This is a genomic window from Mesorhizobium sp. M0664 (assembly GCF_040320565.1).
Lineage (GTDB): Bacteria > Pseudomonadota > Alphaproteobacteria > Rhizobiales > Rhizobiaceae > Mesorhizobium.
This window is the reverse complement of the sequence record NZ_JAMYPW010000022.1, coordinates 32402-54279: the sequence shown is the minus strand read 5'-3', so window position 1 is coordinate 54279 and position 21878 is coordinate 32402. Positions and strand designations below refer to the sequence as shown.

Genomic DNA, 21878 nt, shown 5'->3' with positions numbered 1-21878 from the left:
CCCTTTGCCGGCATCTGGCGTCACGCGCTGTCGAATGGGCTCAACGCGCATGGGATCACTTCGGTGCGCGGCGCGCCCTCGACTTTGCCACCCAGCCGTTCGAGCAGCATTTCCGTGGCGCGCTTGGCAAGCATTGTCGGACTGTTGCCGACACAGGTCAGCTTCGGCCTGACATATTCCAGTTGAGGCAGGTCATCGAAGACTGCGATGGCGATATCCTGAGGGATATTGATCCCATGGTCGTAGAATTCGGTCAGCGCACCGGAGGCCATCAGATAATTGGCGAAGAACATCGCCGACGGCAGGTGTCCGCCGTGCTTCTCCCTGAGCCAGGTGACCGCTTCCCGCCCTGACGGGGCAAGATAGCTTCCCTCAAACCGCAGATCGGCGGAGATTGGCACGCCATTGTCGGCGAGCCCTTTTTCGAAACCGGCGGCACGCGCCATCGCCTCCTTGAAAAAGGATGGCCCGGTGACATGGGCGATGCGGCGATGGCCCCTCTTCGCCAGATACTCGCCCATCAGATAGCCGCCGCCGAAATCGTCCAGCTGGACGCTGTCGACAGCATGGTTCGGCAGATGGCCGATGAAGACGGCGGGCAGATCGAGGCTGAGCAGTTCGCTGTGCATGCCGTGCAGCGCGAAGTCGGCAACGATGACGCCGTCGACCCGCTTGCGCCCGATCTGGCGCAAATACTCGCGGCCGTGATCCTGTGAATGTCCGCCCGGCACGTCGGTGTTGAAGATCAGCATGTCGAGGCCGACCACTTCGAGCGTCGACTGCGCCGTTTTCACCAGCTCCGGATAGAACGGGTTGCGGATGTCCGGGATCAGCATCGCGATAATGTTGGTACGGCCGGTGCGCAGGCTCTGCGCCTGCGGGTTCGGGGTGTAGCCGAGTTCGTCGATCGCCGCTTGTACGCGCTCACGCAGCGATTTCGATACCCGGTCCGCATGGTTGATGACATGCGACACGGTCGTGCGCGACACGCCCGCTCGCGTGGCAACTTTGGAAATCGTGCTCATGGTGACAGGCTATGGGCACTTGAATGCATTTGCAAATCGATTTTACCGATGTCTCGCAAATTAGGGCCATCAGGCGATTATACAAATGCCAAAAGAAAAGGCCGGGTTGTTAAGCCCGGCCAAGTGTGAAGGTCTATAACCTCCAGAGGGGAACGCGCCGGACGCAATGGGAGGAGACATCCGACGCAATTCGCATATGGGTCTGCATTGGTGGCGTTTCAACGATGCGGCAGTAGACCAACGGCGTTGCTGCCATAGAGCCAGAAACGCAAAGCATTCGAAGGGGCGGTGGATCGCAGCTGCCAGTTGGACACAAAGGTCGGCGAATGCAGGGCGGGCTCCTGGCATAGGGACTTCAGTCTGTAAGCCTATCGACCAAGGACCCGCACAGCCAAACTTTGGTCCGAGGCTGCTATCGCAAAAGCCCGAAATGCGAGAGTTTCAGGAACTGAGTTCCGAGGAGCCCCGTTGCGATGCCGACTGTTACAGGAGGCCGCCATGGACCCGAGCATTCACCAGGCACGTTGGCTGCTTTTTCCGTTATTTGGCCTGTGTTTCGGGGTCGCGGCCATTGGATTTATTGTTGGCTGACGGTGGAAGTCTGCGCTACCGCGGAGAGACGCAACCAAAGGAAGGCAAAAGACTTGCGCAGTAAATAGTCCCTTCCTGCGCTAGCGAGACCCACCAGTTACCATCGTGGGACTGGTGGGTCTTGACGTTCCGGACGCAAACCATTGTTTTAAGCATCACACGAATTTCGAACAGGAGGCAGTACGACAGAGCCGTATGATTAAGGGGAGTTCCGACATGCGACTGACAAGTTCATTGATGACGACCCGGAAACGAAGGACCGGATCTTCACGAGGACGTCGTGTCGGCATTTCTGTAGTCGTCTTGACCTTCATTCTCGTCGTAAGCCCCTATCGCGTCTTGTTCGATGGATCATCGCAGCCGCTCGGCCCGCAGGCTGTCTGGGCCAAAGATGGCGGGAACGGCAACGGCAATGGCGGGAACGGGAATGGGAACGGCAATTCGGGCAATTCGGGTGGAAACTCCGGCAATTCGAACTCGAATGCTGGTGCCGGCAAGGGCAAAGCAAAGTCGCAGGACGACAATCCCCCTGATCCCGCCCCTACGGTAAACCCCGATAGCAAGCCAAAACTCTTTGTCAACGCATCCACAGGAGACCGGGTCGAGGTGAGCGGCCCGAGCATTGGCGTGGTGCATTCGAATGGACTCAGCGAACGCATCGACAGGGGCCAATACGAAATGCGGGACGCCAAGGGCCGCACCATCATTCGGCGCCTGGCGACGCGTTCCGATCGGGACAGGTTGCTTGAAATGATCGACTGAGGGCCAGTTCACATGGCCGCGCCGTGCGGCAATTTCGGCTCAAGCATGATCGCGAACAGGCGGATGCCGGTGCTCAGTCGCATCGCGCAAGGTCATGGCGGCTTCGGTCCTGTTGCTGACGTTGAGCTTGGCCAGGATTCGCGTCATGTGGTGCTTTATCGTCTTTTCATGCAGGTTCAGCCGAAGCCCGATCCGTTTGTTGCTCAGTCCCGCGGCAACCAGCGTCAGGATCTCCCTTTCACGGCTGGTGAGGTCGGCAAGTCCGTCAGCTTTCGCCGGCTCTTTTGATTGAGCTGACAGATCGGCCAACAGGCGCGCCGACAATTGTGGACAGACATATCGTTCGCCCGACGCTACCGTGCGCAGGATCGCAGCCAACGTCCTCGACCCGACCCCCTTCAGAACATAGCCCCTGGCCCCGCTCTGCAACGCGGTCATCACGTGCTGGTTTTCTTCCGAAACGGTCAGCATCACAATTTTCAGTGCCGGATGCCGCTCAAGGGCCGGTCCGATCACGCCAAGGCCACCTCCAGGAACCGAGATGTCCATCAGCAGAATGTCGGGCCGCTGGTCTTCGATTATCCGCAGGGCATCGTCTCTGCTGCTTCCTTCACCGACGATCTCGAACCCGCCGATCTGATCGAGCGTGCGCACAACGCCTTCCCTGAACAGCGGGTGGTCGTCGACGATGGCGAGCTTGATGGCTACTGTCATGTCTGCCCCATTTCAACGATGTTGAGGGCCATTCTTACGACTGTGCCACTCTGTGAGGAAGTCACGGTAAACTGGCCCCCGAGGCTTTCCACACGCTCGCGCAGCCCTACGAGTCCCAGCCTCTCGGGACGCACGATTTGCGGGTCAAAGCCGGCGCCGGCGTCGGCCACTTCGATACAAACGCGCTCGCCGTCGAAATGTTTCTCGACCGACTGACCTTCACCTCCGGCATGACGGAATCCATTGTTCAGCGCCTCCTGGACGAAGCGGAAGATGCAGATCTTGGCCGCCGGCGACAATGGCGCATGGCCGCCGGTCATCGATAGCATCACTTTGACGCCGGTTCGTTCTTCGTGCGCCCGTACGGCAAGCTGGAGAATTTCACCCAGTTCGGCATGCTCGATATGCGGCAGGACAAGGCCCTTGCTGATGCTCCTGATCTCGCGCATGGCATCGTCCAGATGTGCTTTGATGGCCAGCAATTCCTGTGCACGCTTCGATTGCGGCGTAGCGGGATCGGCAATGACGGGGCTGTCGATCCCCAGCGCCGCGAGAGCAACCAATTGCGCCGGGCCATCGTGCAAGTCCGCACCGATGCGCCTGAGATAGCGTTCGTTAAGTGCGGTGGCACGCTGCGAGGCACGCTGCACCCGCAGCCTCAACAGTCTGTTTTGCGCAAGCAGATCGGAAAGCTCGGCAATGCGCTGCTTCAACGAGCGGCTCTGCGAACTGATCATGCGGCTGCCACGGAACACGATTGCCGACAGCCCGAGAAAGAAGGCCGCTGTGACGGCGGCAACGTCCAGCCAGGTTCGAATGAGTGCCTGATGCAGGTTTCTTTCAAAATCAGTGGCGACCTCGTAGAATTCTGAAACGGCCACCACTTCCCCTGACCATGGCTGCAGCACCGGATTGTAGATCTCGAGAAGATGCAAGCCGCTGGCCCTTTCGGCCTCGCTGTCCGAATCGTCCAGCTTGTCGAACTCCGAGACCATTTGGCCTGCGAATGCCGCCCGGAGATTGTCGCTGGGTTCAAAGCGCTTGCCGATCAATGTCTTGTCGGTCGAATACAGGATGGTTCCGTCGCGACGCCAGAGCTTGAAGGATTCGAGCCTTGTGCCGAGTGCCCCTTGTCCCAGCGTTTCATCGAGCGCGTGGGCGACGCTCTCGTCGAGCACTTCGCTCTTGCGCATATCCGGAAGCAGCGGCGCGATAACGCTGTCCACGTAAAGAGCCGTCGCGGAAGCCGAATTCTGCGTGACCACGGTTTCTATATGGTTCGTGACGGAAATCCCCACCACCACCATGGCTGACAGGGAAAATAGACCGCCCGCGAGCAGGAACTGCGTTGCCAGCGACAGCGCGTTCCAACGGTCAACAAGGCTTGTCAGCCTGTGTGGCTTGGTGTTCCGAATGGCCCGCTCGGCAGCACGCCGCACCAGTGGCGCGATTCTGGAGAGCCGGCTAATCCGTTGTCGAACGTCGCTGAAAGACGCCATCCTAGGTGTGTAACCGATCAATCGCGATGGAACTAGGGCCTGATGAGAGGGCGAACAGCGTATCCGGCGCTTTTTTGGGCAAACCGTCTCATTGCGTCGTTCGGTAAAGCTCGGACGCGGCCTGCTTCAGTGCCGCCCGTCCATCCGGCCTCAGATACATCATGTGCCCGCCCTCCAGCACCTCGGTGCGAATGGGCTTTGCGCCGGCAAGCGAAGGAATTTGACCAAGCAGGTAGCGCGAGCCCATGTACGGCGTCACCAGGTCGCTGTAGCCGTTGACGATCAGCACGCCGAGGCTGGGGTTTAGCACGCGCGCTTGTTGAAGGTCGTCCATGACACCCGCATAGCCCTGACGCGTCGCGCTCGTCCCATAGTCCCAATTGCCGCTGACTTCACGGTTGAGAAGCCGATAGCTGATATCCGTGCGGAAGTTCAATTCATCACGCACATAGCCGACGAAAGCGGAGGTGAGCGCCGGCACGCTTCGGTCGAGCACCGGATCGGGACCCTCGACTCCCAGGCTCTCTGGCGCCACGTCCGCAGTCGCGATGTTGCCGTCATAGGCGCTGAGAACATTGCCCTTTGCCCGTGCAAACTCCTTGGCGAACAGCCCTATGGGAATGCGTGCAAAGTGCCGCTGGACGAGATCGAGCGGCAGACCGGTGATTGCGGCGACACGCTGGCTCGCCAGGCGTCCACCCTGCTCCAGCCCACCGGCCAGCGCGGCCAGATAATCGCCGAGCGCATAGCGTTCGACTTCCGCCAGCCGCTCCTGCAGGGCGGGGCCGGAAACACCTTCGCTGTGTAGGCGCACTGCCGCCAGCGACGGCAGTTCCAGCGCCCAGTGGAGCGGCTGGAACTCGTCCGGGCGCACCAGCGTGAATTCGAGCGCCGGCGAAATCAGCACGACGCCACTCGGGCTGATGCCGATGTCTTCCTGAAGCTTCCTGGCGAGCAATGCTGCTCGAAAGCCGCCATAGCTTTCGCCAGCCAGGAAGACAGGCGATGCCATACGGTTCGTCTGCGCCAGATAGAGCCGGATAAACGCGCCTATCGACGCGGCGTCCTGGCTGATGCCCCAGAAGCTGTGTGCTTCCGTGCCGGGCGCTTCACGGCTGTAACCGGTTCCGACAGGGTCCACAAAGACCAGGTCGGTCATGTCGAGCCAGGTGTCGGGGTTATCGAACAGCCTCTGCGGCGACGGCAGGAAACTTCCATCGGCCGCTGTCGCCAGAACCCGCGGACCGAGCGCGCCGAGATGGAGATAGGCGGAAGCTGCTCCCGGACCGCCATTGAACACGAAGGTGATCGGGCGACGCGGATCCGGTCCCGTTTCTTTCCCTGCGTGCAGAGCATAGGCGACATAGAAAATCTCGGCGGTGATATCGCCTTTGCCGGACGGCAATGACAGCGTGCCGGCCTTGGCCTCGTAATCGAGCGTGCGTCCGGCAATGACGATCGAATGATCGGAAGTCTGCGGCGGTGGCAGGAGCGAGAGAACCCCGCCTGTGGGCGGCGGCCGCTGGGCCGTCTCCGCATGACCGACCCCAGTTCCGGCAACCAACAGCAGAAGAGCGAGGGCGATTTCTTGCAGCTTGATAGGCATGACGTCTCCGGGAGCAATTTGGCTGGAAACTAGCACACCGTCGGCCGAACCAAAGTCACAGCACCGTGCGCCAGTACATCTGACAAGAAGGGGTCGGATTTGGAAATCCGATGCCCAGGCGGAAGATAGGGCGCGAGGGTCACGGCGGCAGCCTAACCTCTTCCAGCAGATGCGTGCGGCGGAATGGCGGACCAACGACTTCGTGAATTTTCTGCCGGTTGACTCGATTGGCCCACTTCCTAGGTTGGCATTCGGGGCTCCCGTGCAATCCGAAGTTGGTATGACATCTTTCCACACCCGAAAGCTTGCCCTTCTCCTTCTATCGGCAAGCGCCGCCATCCTGTCTTCCTGCGTCATGCCCGACGACACGTCGAGCACTGCGAAGGAAGACGCCACGGCGGCGGCAGCCCGCAGGGAGATGGTCGGCCTTAGCGAGGCGGACGTTCGAATGTGCGCCGGCTTTCCTACCGCCACTGCCGATGTCGGCAAATCCGGCCAGATCTGGACCTATCAGCGCGTCGTTCAACGCGGCAATCTCAACATTGTCGTTCCGACCGTGGCCATTGGCCCCGTCCCGGCGCTGGGGGGTTCCGTCAACGTCGCCCCCGGCGGCTATTGCAACACGCAAATTCGAATGGTTGACGGTCATGTTGCCAAGGTTGCCTACGCCGGCGACAACAACCTGCCGAACAACCGCGATGCGCTCTGTGTCAGCACTGTAGACGCCTGTGTCGCCTACGCCCGTCAGTATCATCCAGGCAGGACAATGGGCAGATAGCGTGATGAGTGGCATTGCCGCTGATCTGAACGCCTGAGATTTCTGGTTTGCCGGCTAGTATCCTCGATCCCGATCGAGCATCACCGATTTGACCTGACATTCCCCGCTGTCAACCGCCGACCCCATCGCGAATAGTGGAGAAATAGCGGTCGGTTCCGACTTGCCCGCCCTTGAGGGCAATTTCCAGCCCATCGATCGCCTTAATGCTTGAATGCGCCACACAAAGTGGCGAGCCCGGCGATGCCGGCAGCGGCATTCGCACAGTCAGCGCGTCGACGCCCATCTGGCCAAGTGCATGGCTCGACGTGTCGCCGCCGGCGATGACCACGCGCAGTAGCTTCTCTTGAAGCGTCAGTTCGCGGAGAACCTCGCCAAGGCCGTGGCCGAGCTTATGGCGGGCGCCTTCCCGGAGATCGATTTCTGCACCGCGGTCGGCCGCAGGCCCGAGCGCGGTGTAGAGGATGACGCTGCGCCCGGCCCGTAGGCTGGAGCGGCCGGTTGCCACCGCGCGCGCAATCGCGTCGTTCGAAGCCTCAGAAACCAGTTCGACTGGGTCGAGCTCGATCCCGTCGAAGCCGTCGGCCAGAGCATGACGGATCTGTCGTTCCGTCGTCGGCGAGCAGCTCCCCGAGACCACGGCGATCCTGTCGGCAGCGCCCGGCGGCGAAAAGGCGGATTTGGTATCCACGATCCGGCTCGCTGCCCATTCGACCAGCAAGGCATATTCGATGCCTGAAGAGCCGACGACGAAATAACCGCCCGGCTTGCGAGCGCGCCAAATCTCCTTGCCGGCAAGTGCCTGGGTTTCCAGGCTATCGACATCGACAAGCACAATACCTGAGCCATTCTCCACAAGCCGGTCGAATGCTTTCGACCGCGACGCAGACTGCAGCGTCGCCAGGTCGACCAGGCCCGAGGCGAGGCTGGTCTGGCGCGACAGATGGATCAGCAGGTCGGATTCGTCCATCGGCGTGGTCGGATGGCGGCTCATCACGGGATGGCGGTCGATGCGGAAATATTTTTCGCGATAGGCCGCGAACAGATGACCGAAGGCGGTGTAGCGCTTCAGCTGCGGCGCGCCGACCACCAGCGGCACGCCCTCTTGCCGGAAAACCGAGCGGCCGATTTCGATCGCCCGGCCGATGCTGCCGATTGCCGGGCTGGAATCGAAGGTCGAGCAGACCTTGTAGTGGCAGATCTCGGCGTTGACGGTCTTCAGCCAGGCGAAGGCATCTCGCAGATGCGTGTCCATCCACTGCGGCGTCTCGCTGCGGCTGGTGCCGGCCAGCCCAAGGGCGCGGCAATGCGCAAATTGCGAAAGCAGCGCCTCGTCCGGCTGGCGCATGAACAGGACGGTCGGCACGCCGCCGAGCTCGAGCGCCTCCATAACGTCGGTCGAGCCGGTCAGGTCGTCGCCATAGTAACTCAGAAGCAGGTTTTGCATGGCGTCAGGCCGCCTCGCCGCCGCCGAACTTCTCGATCGACCTCGCCAACTCGACATGGCTCAAGGCATAATCCGCCAACGAAATGTCCTGGACCGCCGCCTGCCAGGCCTGCTGCACGGCGCGCAGGCCGGCGCCCGGCCCGTCCGGGTGGCTGACGATGCCACCGCCGCAGAGATAGAGAAGATCGACCGTCCGGCCGGTTCGCTGGAAGGTTTCAGGCGCCTGCCCGCCCCACTGGCCGGAGCCGGCGACCGGCAATGCGCAATCGGCCGGCGAAAAGATCGGCGTGGTCACCGCCTTGAAGGATTCGACGAAGGACCAGTCGGGTTCCCAGTATTTTGAGGCGATGCCGTTGATCTGGAACTGGTCGACGCCGAGCAGGCGCCAGAACTGCTGCCAGACCTTGAAATCCATGCCAAGGCCGGGATGACGGGTGAGAATGTCCCAGCCATTGCGGTGGGCATGGAGCACAAGGCTGGAGCGTTTTCGGAGGTAAGCCATGCCACCAAAGCCGATCGAATTGATGTTGACCACGGCGCAATTGCCGCCGGCCTTTGCCACCAGATCGTGGTTTCGCATCATCTCGTCGGGATCGGCATGTGAAATGCCGAAGGCATACATGACCTTCTTACCGGTCTTCTGCTCGTGGTCGAGGATCAGCGGCATGATTGCCCTCACCCGCTCCGACAGCGGCGAATAGGCCGGGCTCATCAGCTTCTCGTCGTCCTTGATGAAGTCGACGCCGGCCGCAATCAGCTCTTGCACCATTGCGGCCGTCTCGTACGGGCGGAGTCCCAGCGCCGGCTTGACGATGGTCCCGATGATCGGACGATCTGCGACACCGGTCAGCCTGCGGCTGCCCGTGACGCCGAATTGCGGGCCCGGATGCGCGCCCCGGTACTCCTCGGGTAGCTTCATGTCGACGACACGGATGCCGGACAGGCCCTTGATCGAAAAGGTGCCGCCGATGGCGATGGTCATCAGCGCCGACAGGTCGGTGCCGATGGCGTCCAGCGGAAAGGCGATATCGATGTCGGCGCGCTTGACCGGGCCGTTGCGTGCTTCGGGGCTTGCTCCGGAACCGGTTTCGGGAAGGGACGGCCGGTCCGCGTCCGGCAGATGCCGTATCGCCAGGACTCGCGCTGCGACCCTGGCCTTGAGCTCTTCGGTCTCGCCGGCCAGCGCGACGAAGGTTCCGGTCGACTGGTCGCTTGCAATCTTGGCCGCCAGCGCCTCGATATTGCCGGGCGTTTCGATGCGATAGGTAAGAACAATCATATTCGCGCGGCCTGCCGGGGAGGTTTCGAAAAAGGTTCCTTGGCCCTCGAAATCTGGTATAATGAGTACATAAGCATTGCAAGCCCTATCCGGCTTGGCGGTAAGGGCGAGCCGGCAGCAGGCGTTCCGGAATTCACGGCGGAAATGCTAGATAGGGGCCGGTCAAAGGAGTGATTCGCGACGATGAACCGTTCGGAGCCGATCGTCCGGCGCAAGCTTTCCGACGAAGTATTCTTGAGACTGAAGCGCCTGATCACCGGCGGCGAATTGCTGCCGGGTGACGACATGCCATCGGAGCGCGAATTGATGGAGCGCTTCGAGGTCGGCAGGCCGGCGATCCGCGAGGCAATGCAGGCGTTGAGCAATATGGGCCTCGTCGCGATCTCGCATGGCGAGCGGGCGAAAGTGCTGCAGCTGACCGCCAAGTCGATCATCAAACAGGTCGACGGCGCCGCCAAGATCATCCTGTCGTCGTCGAAGGACACGCTCGAGCACCTCAAGAACGCACGCATCTTCTTCGAGCGCGGCATGGTCAAGGAAGCTGCAGAAAAGGCCACAGCCGAGGACGTGCAGCGGCTGCGGGAAACGGTCGCCGAGCAGCGCAGCCATCGTGGCAACTCGGAAGCCTTCATATCCGCCGACATGAAATTCCACACACAGATCGCGGCAATATCCGGTAACCCGATCTATGTCGCCGTCAGCGAGGCAATGCTAGGCTGGCTAAAGGAATACCACACCGAAATGCTGATCTGGACCGGCAAGGAAAAGTTCACGCTGACCGAGCACGAAGAGATCGTCGGACGCATCGAAGCCAAGGATGCGGATGGCGCCGAGAAGGCGATGATCAAGCACCTCGAACGCTCGCGCGCGCTCTACGTGATGAATTCCGGCAACTGAAAATCAAGTGCAGGTCCCGACCGGCGTCGCGGTCGGACCTTCTCGGCCTACTGGCTGACCACAGATCAGCCTGAGCCCGGACCGACGCAGTTTTATGTTGCCGTCTGAATCCGGTGTATGTGCCGCGTTGTTTTCATTCAACGATTTCAGCATTTGCATCTTCCCAGCCATGGATTTCCGCGGCCCGCTTTCGTCAGCAAGCCCGCATAGGCCCTCCTGGAGGCGCCGCGCTTGTTCTGGGATTGGCAATTCTTGCAAAGACTATGCTAGGCTTGCCACCCGAGAACGACACTGGAGTACCGCAATGGCTGACAGGGGCCTCCACGTTGTGATCTGGCTGCCGTCGAATTTCTATTCGGCCGTCGTCTCGACGCTCGTGGAAATGTTTCAGCTTGTGAATGACGTCTGCCGTTCGCAGGTTCTCTCCTGTGAGTTCGTTTCAAGGAGCGCGCCGTCGGCATCGAGCACAGGAATTTCCTTCCCGACAAAGGCTCAACCATCCCGGAAAATGGATGTCCTGATTCTCATTGCCATGCCGGGTGTCGAGATTCCGGAGCTTCTGCGCTCGCTCGACGAGGAGAGTGAGCATTCAAAACCGCTGATCGCGCTCGCGCAGCAGCAGGACGCAATCATCGCAGCACATTGCGGCGCGTGTTATCTGCTCGCCACTTCGGGATTGTTGGACGGCAAGCGCGCAACGATATCCTGGTGGCTGAAGAACGAGGCAAGCCGCCGGTTTCCGCAAGTGCGATGGGACGCTTCCCGCCTGCTCATTCGCCAGGACCGCCTTTACACATGTGGAGGCGGGTTTTCCGGACTCGAACTCGCCAGGGCTTTGCTGATCGATCTGGGCTTCGAGAAGGAAGAGCGGATCATTCGAAAACTTCTGGTTCTTCCTCCGCCGCGCAAATTCCAGAGTCCCTACGAATTTCCTCTCGACAAAATTTCGAACGACGCCAGCCCATTCGAGAACAAGCTGCGCGAGCTCTCGAACGACAAGATGTCAGAAATCGATTTGAAATTTCTTGCAACCGAATTGGCGATGTCTTCGCGAACCCTGTCTCGCAGGTTTTTCGACGAACTCCAGACAACGCCGGGAAAATGGATCCAGGAAAGGCGGCTGGAGTTGGCAAGGTCCATGCTTGAGGAAACGAAACTGAGCGTCTCAGAAATCTGCTATCGGGTGGGATATCAGGACGTCGCTTCGTTCAGCCGTCTTTTTTCCAAGACAACTGGAATGGCGCCTGGCGAGTTTCGAAAGCAAGTCCGGTGACAAGTCGGCAGCGGAAGTGCTGCGGCTACGGGCAACCGCTGCGGAACTGCGGCGATTCATGAACCCCGGCGTAACTTCAGCCAATCCGGACGATTGCGTAGGGCGTCATGACAAGACGGTCTCGGCCCGACGCGTCGCGCTGAATCTGGCGTGACGTTCGTCCATCCCAGATATTCAGAAAACCCTGATCGGAACCGAGCCCGGAAACATCGACTGGAAGGTCGTCCGGAGTAAGGTTCGCCAGCCAGACGATGATCTTGCCTGTCTGGGAGTGGCCGGCCAGTGCCAGCACCCGCGTCTCATCGATCGTTGTCGCCGCCACATGCGCATAGCCGGCCAGATCGCAAAGTCCTTTCACCGCGTGGAAAATCGGCCGGGGTGTACCTTCTTTGACAGGTTCGCCCGACGAGGCCAGCACGCCGAATGGTCCGGTGAAGCTGCAGAGCGTCAGCATTTCAAGCCCGGCCGGCGCAACGCGCGCGGCATAGCCGATCGTCCATGCGGCCCCGAACAGCCCGGCATGGCGAGGGTCGCGGTTGGCCATGGCAATGCGCTGACCGTCGGGATTAGCCTTGGTCGCGCCGCCATAAGGGTTCTGGCGCATGGCAATGGTCGACGGCCCGATCCGATAAGGTATTGTTCCGAAGATCGTTCGTACTGACGCCGTGATGAAAGGTAACGCCTCCAGCGATTGCATGACGCTGAGATCGTCGGCGGCGTGCACGATCGGGCAGGTGCAATGCGTGACGAAATCGAGCGGGTCGGCCGGCACACGCTTGCGATTGAGTTCGGTGAAATAGCTGAACATGCCGCCGCCGAGGCGGCTGTCGGGAAAGGCGCGCCGCGTCGCGGCGTAGACGTCTTCGAGCGGCGGGCATTGCGGCCATGCGCTGCCCGGCGGCGTCGACTGCCGGTCGACTGAGGGCGAGACGGCAATGGCCGAAAGCTTGAGCCCGGCCTGGCGCACCCTGTCGGCGACGCCTGAAAGCTCGGCGTCGAGATCGCCGTCGCCGGCAATGACACATTCGAGCGTTGTCCGGACCGGATAGGCGGCGGCGAGCCGGGCGTAGGATCGCAAGGCGTCGAGCCCATGGCCACGCGTCGGGTCGTAGTGGAACATCAATTGCTGCGGACCAAGCTCGCACAGCATCGGTAGCTTGCCCAGCGCCGCCTCGACCTCATCCGGGTAGATGATCACGCCAACATCCGGCAGCGCCGGTCCGGCTTGGCCGAGCGTGACGCGAACTGGGTCCGCGATTGCCGCAGCGGTCGGCACTTTCCCGCGACCCTCTATCCGCAAACTAGTGGTCTGGCTGAAGGTCTTGCCGGCAGGCAGCACATAGGGCCATGGCAGCGCGAGCGGCCGGACATAGGTCTTGTAGGAGGCATCCGACCAGTTGCGCTGGTCCTCCATCTCGAAAATGTCGCCTTGCATCCGGCATTCGGCGGTGACGCCCGGCCGGACCTCATGGGTGATCGCCCGCAGATCCTTGAAAGGCTGCCAGGGATCGATCAGCTCTGGAAGCCGCGTCGCGACAACGCTGCCATCGGTATGCTCGACCGTGACCGGGCTGCCGGCCAGCCCGGCAATTGGATGCAGGATGCAGAAGCCGCAGCGATTGGTCTCGAAATCGTTGTCGGGAAGAGCGCTCACGTCGAAGATCAGCTGGCCATCGGCCGAGCCCTTGATGGTCGCACGGAAGTCGAGCCGGCTTCCCTCTGGTCCGAAGCAACCTGCCGAATAGCTGACGAAGAAAGCGTCATCGCCCTGGTCGATGATTAAATCGGTGAGCGCCGGCTCGTAGGTGCCCCAGTCGCGATCCCTGACGATGAAGGCGACGGCGCGCAGAACCTCGGTGCCGCCATGCCGGATGGTGCGCAGATTGCCGTTGACGAAGTCCGCCGTCAGCGCGCCGGCGCGCAGCCTGACCGGTTCGGCTTCAACGGCACGTGTGCCGTAGAGGAGGAAGGCGTCGGCTGTCATTTCAGCAAGGCGTCGAGTTGCACCGGCTCCCGGCTTGCGGCGCCAGCGTACGCAGCCTCGACCAGCGCTAATGTCTTGAGGTTGTCCGCGCCCGAGGTCGCGGGCTCGGTTCCCTTGGTCAGGCAGTCGACCCAATGCTTTTGAATGGCGACGACGCTTTCCTGGATGTTGTGCCACGGCCGTGATGCCCAGGCCAGCAGCGGTGGCGAGACGTCGCTCACAGCTGTCCCGCTCCTGCCGGTGACGGTGAGCCGGTAGCCCTGCGCCAGCCGGATCGTGCCGTCGCTGCCGTCGATCTCGATCAGCGTCTCCGGAAACGGCTCGGTAGCGAGCTTGCTCGCGTAGCTGCAGTCGACCACGGAAGTGGCGCCGCCCGTGTGGTCCATCAGCATCGTCGCAACGTCCTCGCCGGCAATGCCGGGATTGATGCGCGCCGTTCGCGCAGTGACGGTCGAGACGTCGCCCAGCAGGAAGCGGGCGATATCGAGGATGTGGATACCCAGATCCTCGATGATGAAGCGCTTTCCCGTCGCCAGATAAGGCTGGCCGGAAAACACGTCATAGGCAGAGCGGAACGAGATCCGTCCGAAAAAGGGGGTGCCGATTTCGCCGCTGTCGAGCACGGTACGCACCGCCTGGATCGGAGACTGCCAGCGAAAATTCTCATGCACCATCAGCGGCACGCCGGCGTCAGCACAGGCCTTTACCATCGCCTTGGCGTCGGCAAGCGTCGGCGCAAACGGTTTTTGGCAGATTGCCGAAACGCCGTGCTGCGCCGCCATCTCCACGAGCATTCTGTGGCTTGGTGCGGTGGTGGCGATGTCGACGAAATCCAGCCTTTCGCCGGCAAACAGCGCCGCCGCGTCGGTATAGCGCCGTGCGACCCCGAACTGGTCGCCAATGATCCGTAGCCGGTCCGGATCGCGGTCGCAGATGGCGGTGATCGAGGCGCCCTCTATGTCGCGCCAGGCATGCATCTGGTTGATGGCAAAGAAGCCGCAGCCGATCAGCGCTCCACGCAGTTCCGCCATGTCAGCCGGCCTTTGCCATCTGCATCAGCGTGACACGGCTCTGCAGCCGGCGCTGTGCCTGGTCGACGACGACGGCGACGATGATGACGAGGCCCTTGATCACCATCTGCCAGAACGAACTCACTCCCATCATCACCAGCCCGTCCGAAAGGATGCCGATTACGAAGGCGCCGACAATGGTGCCGCCGATCGTGCCGCGACCGCCCGACATCGAGGTGCCGCCGAGCACCGCCGCGGCAATGGCGTTGAGCTCGAAGCTCTCTCCGGTCGCCGGATGCGAGGCCATTAGTTCGGACGAGATGATCAGCCCGACGATCGCCGCGCAGAAGCCGGAGAACATGTAGACGAACATCTTCACCATATTGACGCGGACGCCCGAAATCCGCGCCGCCCGTTCATTGCCACCAACCGCGAAGATGTGGCGGCCGAGCGGGGTGTATTTGGCGAGATAGGCCGCCCCTAGCGCAACGACGAGCAAAATCCAGAGCGCGACCGGCAGGCCGAGCAACCGGCCGGCGCCGAGAAAGCCGAATCCGGTAGTGCCGAGCTCCGGCTTGCCGACGAGATTGGGGAAGGTGCGCCCGTCGGACGACAGCAGCGCCAGGCCGCGCGCGACATAGAGCACGCCGAGCGTGGCGATGAACGGCGCAACGTTGAGCCTGGTGATCAGCAAGCCGTTGACGGCGCCGATCAATATGCCGACGGCAAGCGTGATCAGCGCGATCTCGAAGACGTTGAAATAGATGGTATAGCCGACCTGCAGGTCGATGCCGTTGAGCACGAGATAGCCGGCCACCATGCCGCACAGGCCGACGATCGAGCCGACCGACAGGTCGATGCCGCCGGTGATGATGACGAAGGTCATGCCCATTGCGAGGAATGCGTTCAGCGCCACATGCTTCGACATCAGGATAAGATTGGCGGCCGATAGGAAATTGGGGGCGGCTATCGAGAAGAATAACAGCACGGCGATCAGCGCGATGAACGTCCTCGCCTTCATCAGCGTCAGCAGGACCGAGCCGCCCGACATGGAGTTGACCGCCGCCTTGGCTGGGATGTCAGTCATGCGTCTTGCTCTCCGTGCGGGACCGGTCCGTGGCCGAAGGCGGAGGCAGCGACGAGTGCGGCCTCCGTCGCCTCGGCGCGGTCGAACATGCCGGTCAGTTTTCCATTGCTCATCACCGCGATGCGGTCGGACAACGCCATCACTTCGTCGAGATCGGAGGTGGCAAACAGAATCCCTAGGCCGTCGCGCGACAGCTTGCGCATGGTGCGGAACACGTCGGCCTTGGCGCCGACGTCGATGCCGCGGCTGGGCTCGTCCATCAACAGCACCTTCGGCCCGGTGAGCAGCGCCTTGCCGATCACCACCTTCTGCTGGTTGCCGCCTGACAGGGACGAGACTTCCTGCGCCGGATCGGCGACCTTGATCGCCAGTTCGCGCACCGTCCGGGCCACCGCCTGTCTTTCGGCGGCACCGCGAATGTGGAACAGGCGCACGAACCGCGACAGGCTGGCCAGCGTCAGATTGCTGGCGACGGAGAGGATCGACACCAGCCCTTCGCGCTGGCGGTCTTCGGGGATCAGCGCCAGGCCGCGCCGGATGCGCCGCGTCGTGTCGCGCTCGTGCACTTTTTTGCCGGCAATGAATATCGTGCCCGTCGAATGGCCGTGGCGGCCCATGATGCAATCGAACAGCTCGCTGCGTCCGGCGCCCATCAGGCCATAGATGCCGAGGATTTCGCCGGCGCGCAGCGACAGCGAGACGTGGTCGACCGCAAGCCCGCCGGTGACGCGCGGCAGGCAGATATCCTCGGCGCGGAATATTTCCTCGCCCGGCACATGGCCGTCGGCCTTGGCGAAGTCCTTGGCGTCCGAGCCGATCATCTGCCGCACGATCCACTGGGTGTCGACGTCTTTCATCTCCGCCTGGCCGGTGATGCGGCCGTCGCGCAGCACCGTGATGGTGTCGCCGATGCGGATCAGTTCCTCGAGCCGGTGCGAGATGTAGACGATTGCCACGCCGCGTGCCTTGAGGTCGGCAATCACCTTGAACAGGATCTCGACTTCCGCCGCGCTGAGCGCCGAGGTCGGTTCATCCATGATCAGGATGCGCGCATCGAGCGAAACCGCCTTGGCGATCTCGACCAGCTGCTGCTGGCCGATGCGCAGATCCTCGACCAGCATGTCGGGCCGGATGCCGGCTTCCAGGCGTTCAAGGAACTCCGCCGCGCGGCGCTCCTGCTCCTTGCGGTCGATCTTGCGGAAGCGGTTGGTGATCTCGCGGGTGGCGAAAATATTTTCGGCGACAGTCAGATTGCCGAACAGATTCAGCTCCTGGAAAACCATGCCGATGCCGCGGCTCACGGCATCCCCGGAAGACGAGAATGAAACCTCCTCGCCGTCCAGCAGGATGCGCCCGAGCGTCGGTTGCTCGACGCCGGCGATGATCTTCATCAGCGTCGATTTGCCGGCTCCGTTTTCGCCGACCAGCACGTTGACCGCGCCTTTGCGCACCTCGAAATTCGCCCGCTTGACCGCGACGGTGCCGGAATAGACTTTCGAGACGTCCTCCAGCTTCAGGATGACATCTTGATCGCCGCTCATGACTTCGGCCCGATCTTTGCCTCCGCCGGCGTCACCAGCGGCAGGTCCTGGCCACTGCCCGGCGTATAGGCGCCAAGTACCTCGACGCTGCGGCCCTCGAGTGCCTCGCGCGGCAGCTTGGAAAGCACGGTCTTGTCGGCATAGGCGTTGAAAGCCTTGCCGAACTGGGCGAAGTCGATCTGGTTGGTGAAATCGTTGAACTGGATGAAGTCGAGGCTGTCGCGCAGCGCGGTTCCGCGCATTGCGGGTCCGATCTGCACCCGCGCGTCCGCCTTGCCGTCGCCGTCGGCATCGACGTCCATCGTCGCCGCGCGTGACTGTGTGTTGGCTGCCACGACCTTGCCCTCGAGCCGAACGGCGAAGGTCCATGGCGAATTCGCCTGCTTCTTCGGGTTGCCGTATTTGGCGCCGGCAGCGGCGGGATCGGTCTTGGCCAAGGTGTGAACCTCGGCAAACGGCCCGGCCTTCTGCTGCAGATAGGGTATGACTTTCGCCGCCCAGATGTCCTCGACCATCTTGTCGGGATCGAATGCGGAGCCAGTGCCGCCGTTTTCCGCCGACGGCGTCGGCAGGATCTTGCAGGCGGTCAGGCTGCCTATTGCTGCGAGGAACAACGCGACAAAGATCGGCCGGGTCAGCGTGTTGAACATGTCGGCTCGTTCGGCATGGCGGTCAGGAGCACCCAGAGAAATGGAGGCAAGGGCGAAATGGAAGCAAGGGACGAACCGGAGGCTCGTCCCTTGCTGCTTGATGTTACGCCGGCTCAGTTGGTGAGCGCGAACGTCTCCAGCTTGGCGGCATTGTCGCCATTGACCAGGACGCAGTCCATCAGCTGCTTTTCCTCAGCCGGGGACTTCTTGTTCTTGATGAAGTCGTTGGCCTGCTCGACCGCCATCTGCGCCTGCGCGAAGGCCGGCTGCAGGACTGTCGCCTTGATGCCGCCGGAGGTGATCGAGTCGCGCACGTCGTTCGACCCGTCGAAGCCGACGACGATGACGTCCTTGCGGCCGGCAGCGGCAAGTGCCGCATGAGCGCCCATCGCCATCGTGTCGTTGCCGGAGATCACGCCCTTGATATCGGGATTGGCCTGGAGGATCGATTCCATCTTTGAATAGGCCTCGGTCTGGCTCCAATTGGCCGACTGCTGCGCCACCATCTTCAGGTCCGGATAGTCGTCGATGACGTCGTGGTAACCCTTGGAGCGGATGCCGGCATTGGTGTCGGATTCCTTGCCGACGAGCTCGACGAAATTACCCTTCTCGCCCATCAGCTTGACGAATTCCTGCGCGCCGAGCTGGGCGCCCTGATAATTGTTGGAGACGATCTGCGCGACGGCAACGCCGGCGGCATTGATCTCGCGATCGATCAGGAAGGAAGGAACGCCTGCGTCCTTGGCCTTCTGCACCGCGGCGACGGTGGCGTCGGCGCCGGCATTGTCGAGGATGATCGCCTTGGCGCCGCGGCCAATCGCCGTGTCGATCAATTCGGACTGCTTGTTGGCGTCGTCGTCATGGACGAGCACCAACGCCTCGTACCCGAGTTCCTTGGCCTTCGCCTCCGCGCCGACAGCTTCCGCCTTGAAGAACGGATTGTCATGCGAGGGCGTGATGATGGCGATCAAATCCGCCGCATAGGCGGGTGCGGCGGTGCCAAGCGCCAGCATGCCGGCAAAAGCCGCAAGCGTCATTCTGCGTGTCAGTTTCATGTATTCCTCCCGTTGAAAATCCGTGCCTTATCCCAAGGCTATATGCATTCGATTTCGTTAGCCGGTCGTAGGCGGCGGGTCGCGTCAGATTCACAAGCCCTTGGCCGGCTTCACCTCGACGGATCGCTCCCCCTATCCTCCACTCATCCAGCGCCTGATCCTGCTGCGAAGCTTGACGGTCCGATCCATCGAACAGCTAAGCCAACTGGTATAATGAGTCAATGACAATTTCAGGTGACATGTTCCGGAGAACGCGTTGCTGCCCTCAAGTGATGCGCTGAATGCTCGCGGCAATCTCCTCCGGCTCGAACACCCGCTTCCAGTCGTCGCGCATCAGCACCGGCTTGCCGAACTCTATCGCCTTGTTGCAGGCGTCGGAGAACACGCCTTTGGTCTCGCCGAAGATGACGGCGCCAAGCACGTTCATATGACCAAGCAGGAAGTCGAGCGCCGCCTGCTTGTCGACCCCGCGCGCCACCACCTCGTCAACGGCCTCCTTCATGACGACGAGCAGCGAGGCGCATACCGTTTCCGAAAGGCCGGGCTCGAGCAGCGCCATCTGATCGACGGTGACGCGATGCGAGCGCATGACCGGGGCCCAGATGATCTTGGCGATCGCCTCACCCTTGGCGAAATCCTCCTCCGGTCCCTGCATCAAGGCGCTGACCATGTGTTGCTTGGCCTTGACGCCGCCGAAATAGTCCTTCTTCGCCGCCATGTCGGTCTCATCGTTGAAGATCGGCGGATGGCACGGGTGAGTGACGAAATACGTCAGGTCCGACCGCTTCGGCAAATGCCCGGCGAAAGGTGCCGCGGCGTCGAGCACGACGACCATCGTGCCTGATGCAAGCTTGCTCTCGATGTTCGCCGCGACCTTGCCGATATGCGTGTCCGGCACCGCCAGGATCACCACATCGGCGCCATCAAGCGCCTCATCGGCGCTGACGGCATCGATGCCGAGGCCCGACTTAAGCCGCTCGCGGCCGGCGTCGCTGACCTCGACATGGCGTATCGTATAGGGAGATCCGCGAAAATTGGTCGACAGACGGTAACCCATTTTGCCGCCCGCACCAAACAGCGCAATCGTTGTCATGTGTCCGTTACTCCTGAATTCCAACGATGGCCCTGCCGATCGTCATCCCATTGACTTGTATGCACATTGCCGCCGGTTGGCGGATTAGAGAACGCAGGGGAGCCGCCGCTCAAATGACGATGCCATGGACGATGTCTCGGGCGCCCGGATGTCCAGCACAGCGCAGCTACGCGGAGCATGCTACCTCAGGTACACATTATACCAGCATACCAAATTGGCAAGCGGCCATGGCACGGCTCTGACCACTTGTTTGGCCGTCGTTTACCTCCTGTTCAACGGCAAGGAGCGATCATCGCGCTGAACCGCCGATCGGCGGGATGATTCGCAGCCGACAAAGGCCCATGCTCGAAACGTCACTCTACAGCCCGGTCAAGGCCTTCCTGGAAGGCCTGGGTTTCATGGTCAAGGGCGAGATCGGCGGCTGCGATCTGCTGGCGCTGAGTGCCGACTCTCCGCCGATCGTCGTCATCTGCGAGCTGAAGCTGAAGTTCAACCTCGAACTGGTGCTCCAGGGCGTCGACCGTATGGCGGCGAGCGACGAGGTCTGGCTAGCGGCATGCATGTCGGCCCGTGGCAAGGGCCGTGAGAGCGATGTGAGATACCGCAATCTCTGCCGTCGGCTCGGCTTTGGCCTGCTTGGCGTGCGACCGAACGGCGAGGTTCAGGTGCTGCTCAGCCCGACGGCATTGGCTCCGCGTCGCGATCCCCGGCGCCGCTCGAAGCTGATCGATGAACATCGGCGTCGGCAGGGCGATCCTGTCGCCGGCGGCGGCTCGCGTGCGCCGATCATGACCGCTTATCGCCAGCAGGCGCTGGCATGCGCCGCAGCCCTCGCCGACGGCCCAAAGCGGCCGCGTGACTTGAAGCCCAACCTGCCGAACGCGCCTAAGATCCTGCTGCACAATGTGTATCGCTGGTTCGCGCGCACCGATCGCGGGATCTATGAACTGACCGCTCAGGGCCGTGAGGCGTTGCAGCGCTGGCCGCAGCCCGATCGCAGCCACACCGCTGCCTGAGACAGGCAACGCCGGATTTCGCGCCCTGCTTTCCGCGCCAATCACGGCTTTCGGCAAGACATCACCTCGGTCACGGAACCATATTTCGACACGATGGTTTTGTCGTCACCGAATTGATCGTCCGCTGAGCAAACGGAAGGAACGGCTATGCGCCTATCGACGACAATTGCCACACTTTCGGCACTGGCCCTTGCCTCGCCGGTCTATGCGCAATCCGTGGGACCAGAGCTTGCCCCTGTCCCGCCGACGGCCCCGCAAACCCTGCCAGAGCAAGCCACGCCCGAAGGGACCACTCCCGACCAGACTACACCTGACCAAGCCTTCTCCGCCCAGAATTTCACCGCAGTGACAATCGTGGCGATGGAGGATCTGCCTCCTGACATCAAGGCACAGGCGGAGGCCGTCGTCACCCAGACCAGCGCCGAGGATTTGCGCATCCTGCAAAGTTCGATCGACGCATCGCCGCAGGCGGCATCGGCGCTGGCGGCGAACGGGCTTAATTCCACGCAGGTCGTGGCGGCCAATATCGACGGCGACGGCACGCTGACGCTGATCATCCAGACGACGACGTGAG

At 61.9% G+C, this 21878-nt stretch carries 19 protein-coding genes; 6 read left to right on the top strand and 13 right to left on the bottom strand.

Annotated features, from left to right (window positions below; translation table 11 throughout):
* Positions 1 to 20 precede the first annotated feature (20 nt).
* Positions 21 to 1025, bottom strand: coding sequence for a LacI family DNA-binding transcriptional regulator (locus NKI39_RS19955; RefSeq protein ID WP_352469815.1), 1005 nt, complete (start codon positions 1023 to 1025; stop codon positions 21 to 23).
* Positions 1026 to 1919: 894 nt separating this feature from the next.
* Here NKI39_RS19955 and NKI39_RS19950 point away from each other — a divergent pair.
* Positions 1920 to 2378 carry a hypothetical protein gene (locus NKI39_RS19950; protein WP_352833843.1) on the top strand — a complete coding sequence of 153 codons (459 nt, stop codon included), beginning with the start codon at positions 1920 to 1922 and terminating at the stop codon, positions 2376 to 2378.
* A gap of 39 nt (positions 2379 to 2417) precedes the next feature.
* Here NKI39_RS19950 and NKI39_RS19945 read toward each other — a convergent pair whose 3' ends face one another.
* The 3 genes from NKI39_RS19945 to NKI39_RS19935 form a co-directional block, all read right to left on the bottom strand.
* A complete protein-coding gene (locus NKI39_RS19945) occupies positions 2418 to 3092 on the bottom strand; it encodes a LuxR C-terminal-related transcriptional regulator (protein ID WP_352682605.1) in 675 nt (224 codons plus the stop codon).
* Positions 3089 to 4531, bottom strand: a complete 1443-nt coding sequence (locus NKI39_RS19940) for a sensor histidine kinase (protein WP_352833842.1) — start codon at positions 4529 to 4531, stop codon at positions 3089 to 3091. Before NKI39_RS19940 ends, NKI39_RS19945 begins: the two co-directional genes overlap by 4 nt.
* A gap of 148 nt (positions 4532 to 4679) precedes the next feature.
* The gene (locus NKI39_RS19935; RefSeq protein ID WP_352833839.1) at positions 4680 to 6197 is read right to left on the bottom strand and encodes a S10 family peptidase; all 1518 of its coding nucleotides are present in this window, start codon (positions 6195 to 6197) and stop codon (positions 4680 to 4682) included.
* A gap of 280 nt (positions 6198 to 6477) precedes the next feature.
* Between NKI39_RS19935 and NKI39_RS19930 the strand changes: the two genes are divergently transcribed.
* Entirely contained in the window at positions 6478 to 6975 is a 498-nt protein-coding gene (locus NKI39_RS19930; RefSeq protein ID WP_352833836.1) for a hypothetical protein, read from the top strand.
* A gap of 109 nt (positions 6976 to 7084) precedes the next feature.
* Here the strand turns inward: NKI39_RS19930 and NKI39_RS19925 are convergent, their stop codons facing one another.
* Together NKI39_RS19925 and oiaX are read right to left on the bottom strand one after the other, a co-directional pair.
* Positions 7085 to 8419 carry a four-carbon acid sugar kinase family protein gene (locus NKI39_RS19925; protein WP_352833833.1) on the bottom strand — a complete coding sequence of 445 codons (1335 nt, stop codon included), beginning with the start codon at positions 8417 to 8419 and terminating at the stop codon, positions 7085 to 7087.
* 4 nt (positions 8420 to 8423) lie between these two features.
* Positions 8424 to 9698 carry a 3-oxo-isoapionate-4-phosphate decarboxylase OiaX gene (gene oiaX / locus NKI39_RS19920; RefSeq protein WP_352833831.1) on the bottom strand — a complete coding sequence of 425 codons (1275 nt, stop codon included), beginning with the start codon at positions 9696 to 9698 and terminating at the stop codon, positions 8424 to 8426.
* Positions 9699 to 9881: 183 nt separating this feature from the next.
* Between oiaX and NKI39_RS19915 the strand changes: the two genes are divergently transcribed.
* Together NKI39_RS19915 and NKI39_RS19910 are read left to right on the top strand one after the other, a co-directional pair.
* Positions 9882 to 10595, top strand: coding sequence for a transcriptional regulator NanR (locus NKI39_RS19915; protein ID WP_352577753.1), 714 nt, complete (start codon positions 9882 to 9884; stop codon positions 10593 to 10595).
* A gap of 304 nt (positions 10596 to 10899) precedes the next feature.
* On the top strand, positions 10900 to 11868 hold the full coding sequence (locus NKI39_RS19910; RefSeq protein WP_352814269.1) for a GlxA family transcriptional regulator: 969 nt from the start codon (positions 10900 to 10902) through the stop codon (positions 11866 to 11868).
* A 76-nt stretch (positions 11869 to 11944) separates the two neighbouring features.
* On the opposite strand, the gene apnL is transcribed toward NKI39_RS19910, so the two are convergent.
* The 7 genes from apnL to NKI39_RS19875 all read right to left on the bottom strand — a co-directional run bounded on the left by apnL (position 11945) and on the right by NKI39_RS19875 (position 20288).
* On the bottom strand, positions 11945 to 13852 hold the full coding sequence (apnL, locus tag NKI39_RS19905) for a D-apionate lactonase (protein ID WP_352833828.1): 1908 nt from the start codon (positions 13850 to 13852) through the stop codon (positions 11945 to 11947).
* On the bottom strand, positions 13849 to 14883 hold the full coding sequence (locus tag NKI39_RS19900; protein ID WP_352682593.1) for a Gfo/Idh/MocA family protein: 1035 nt from the start codon (positions 14881 to 14883) through the stop codon (positions 13849 to 13851). Before NKI39_RS19900 ends, apnL begins: the two co-directional genes overlap by 4 nt.
* Position 14884: 1 nt before the next feature.
* Positions 14885 to 15949, bottom strand: coding sequence for an ABC transporter permease (locus NKI39_RS19895; protein ID WP_023675478.1), 1065 nt, complete (start codon positions 15947 to 15949; stop codon positions 14885 to 14887).
* Entirely contained in the window at positions 15946 to 17490 is a 1545-nt protein-coding gene (locus NKI39_RS19890; protein WP_352469590.1) for a sugar ABC transporter ATP-binding protein, read from the bottom strand. The genes NKI39_RS19895 and NKI39_RS19890 overlap by 4 nt, the downstream gene beginning before the upstream one ends.
* A complete protein-coding gene (locus NKI39_RS19885) occupies positions 17487 to 18140 on the bottom strand; it encodes a DUF2291 family protein (protein WP_352833825.1) in 654 nt (217 codons plus the stop codon). The genes NKI39_RS19890 and NKI39_RS19885 overlap by 4 nt, the downstream gene beginning before the upstream one ends.
* 113 nt (positions 18141 to 18253) lie before the next feature.
* Entirely contained in the window at positions 18254 to 19195 is a 942-nt protein-coding gene (locus NKI39_RS19880; RefSeq protein ID WP_352833822.1) for a D-ribose ABC transporter substrate-binding protein, read from the bottom strand.
* A 265-nt stretch (positions 19196 to 19460) separates the two neighbouring features.
* Positions 19461 to 20288 (bottom strand): phosphogluconate dehydrogenase C-terminal domain-containing protein, encoded by an 828-nt coding sequence (locus NKI39_RS19875; RefSeq protein WP_352833819.1) that lies wholly within the window; start codon positions 20286 to 20288, stop codon positions 19461 to 19463.
* A gap of 341 nt (positions 20289 to 20629) precedes the next feature.
* Here NKI39_RS19875 and NKI39_RS19870 point away from each other — a divergent pair, with 341 nt between their 5' ends.
* Both NKI39_RS19870 and NKI39_RS19865 read left to right on the top strand, forming a co-directional pair.
* Positions 20630 to 21304, top strand: coding sequence for a DUF2161 domain-containing phosphodiesterase (locus NKI39_RS19870; protein ID WP_352454118.1), 675 nt, complete (start codon positions 20630 to 20632; stop codon positions 21302 to 21304).
* Positions 21305 to 21451: 147 nt separating this feature from the next.
* Positions 21452 to 21877, top strand: coding sequence for a hypothetical protein (locus tag NKI39_RS19865; protein ID WP_023675471.1), 426 nt, complete (start codon positions 21452 to 21454; stop codon positions 21875 to 21877).
* The last annotated feature ends 1 nt before the right edge of the window (position 21878 follow it).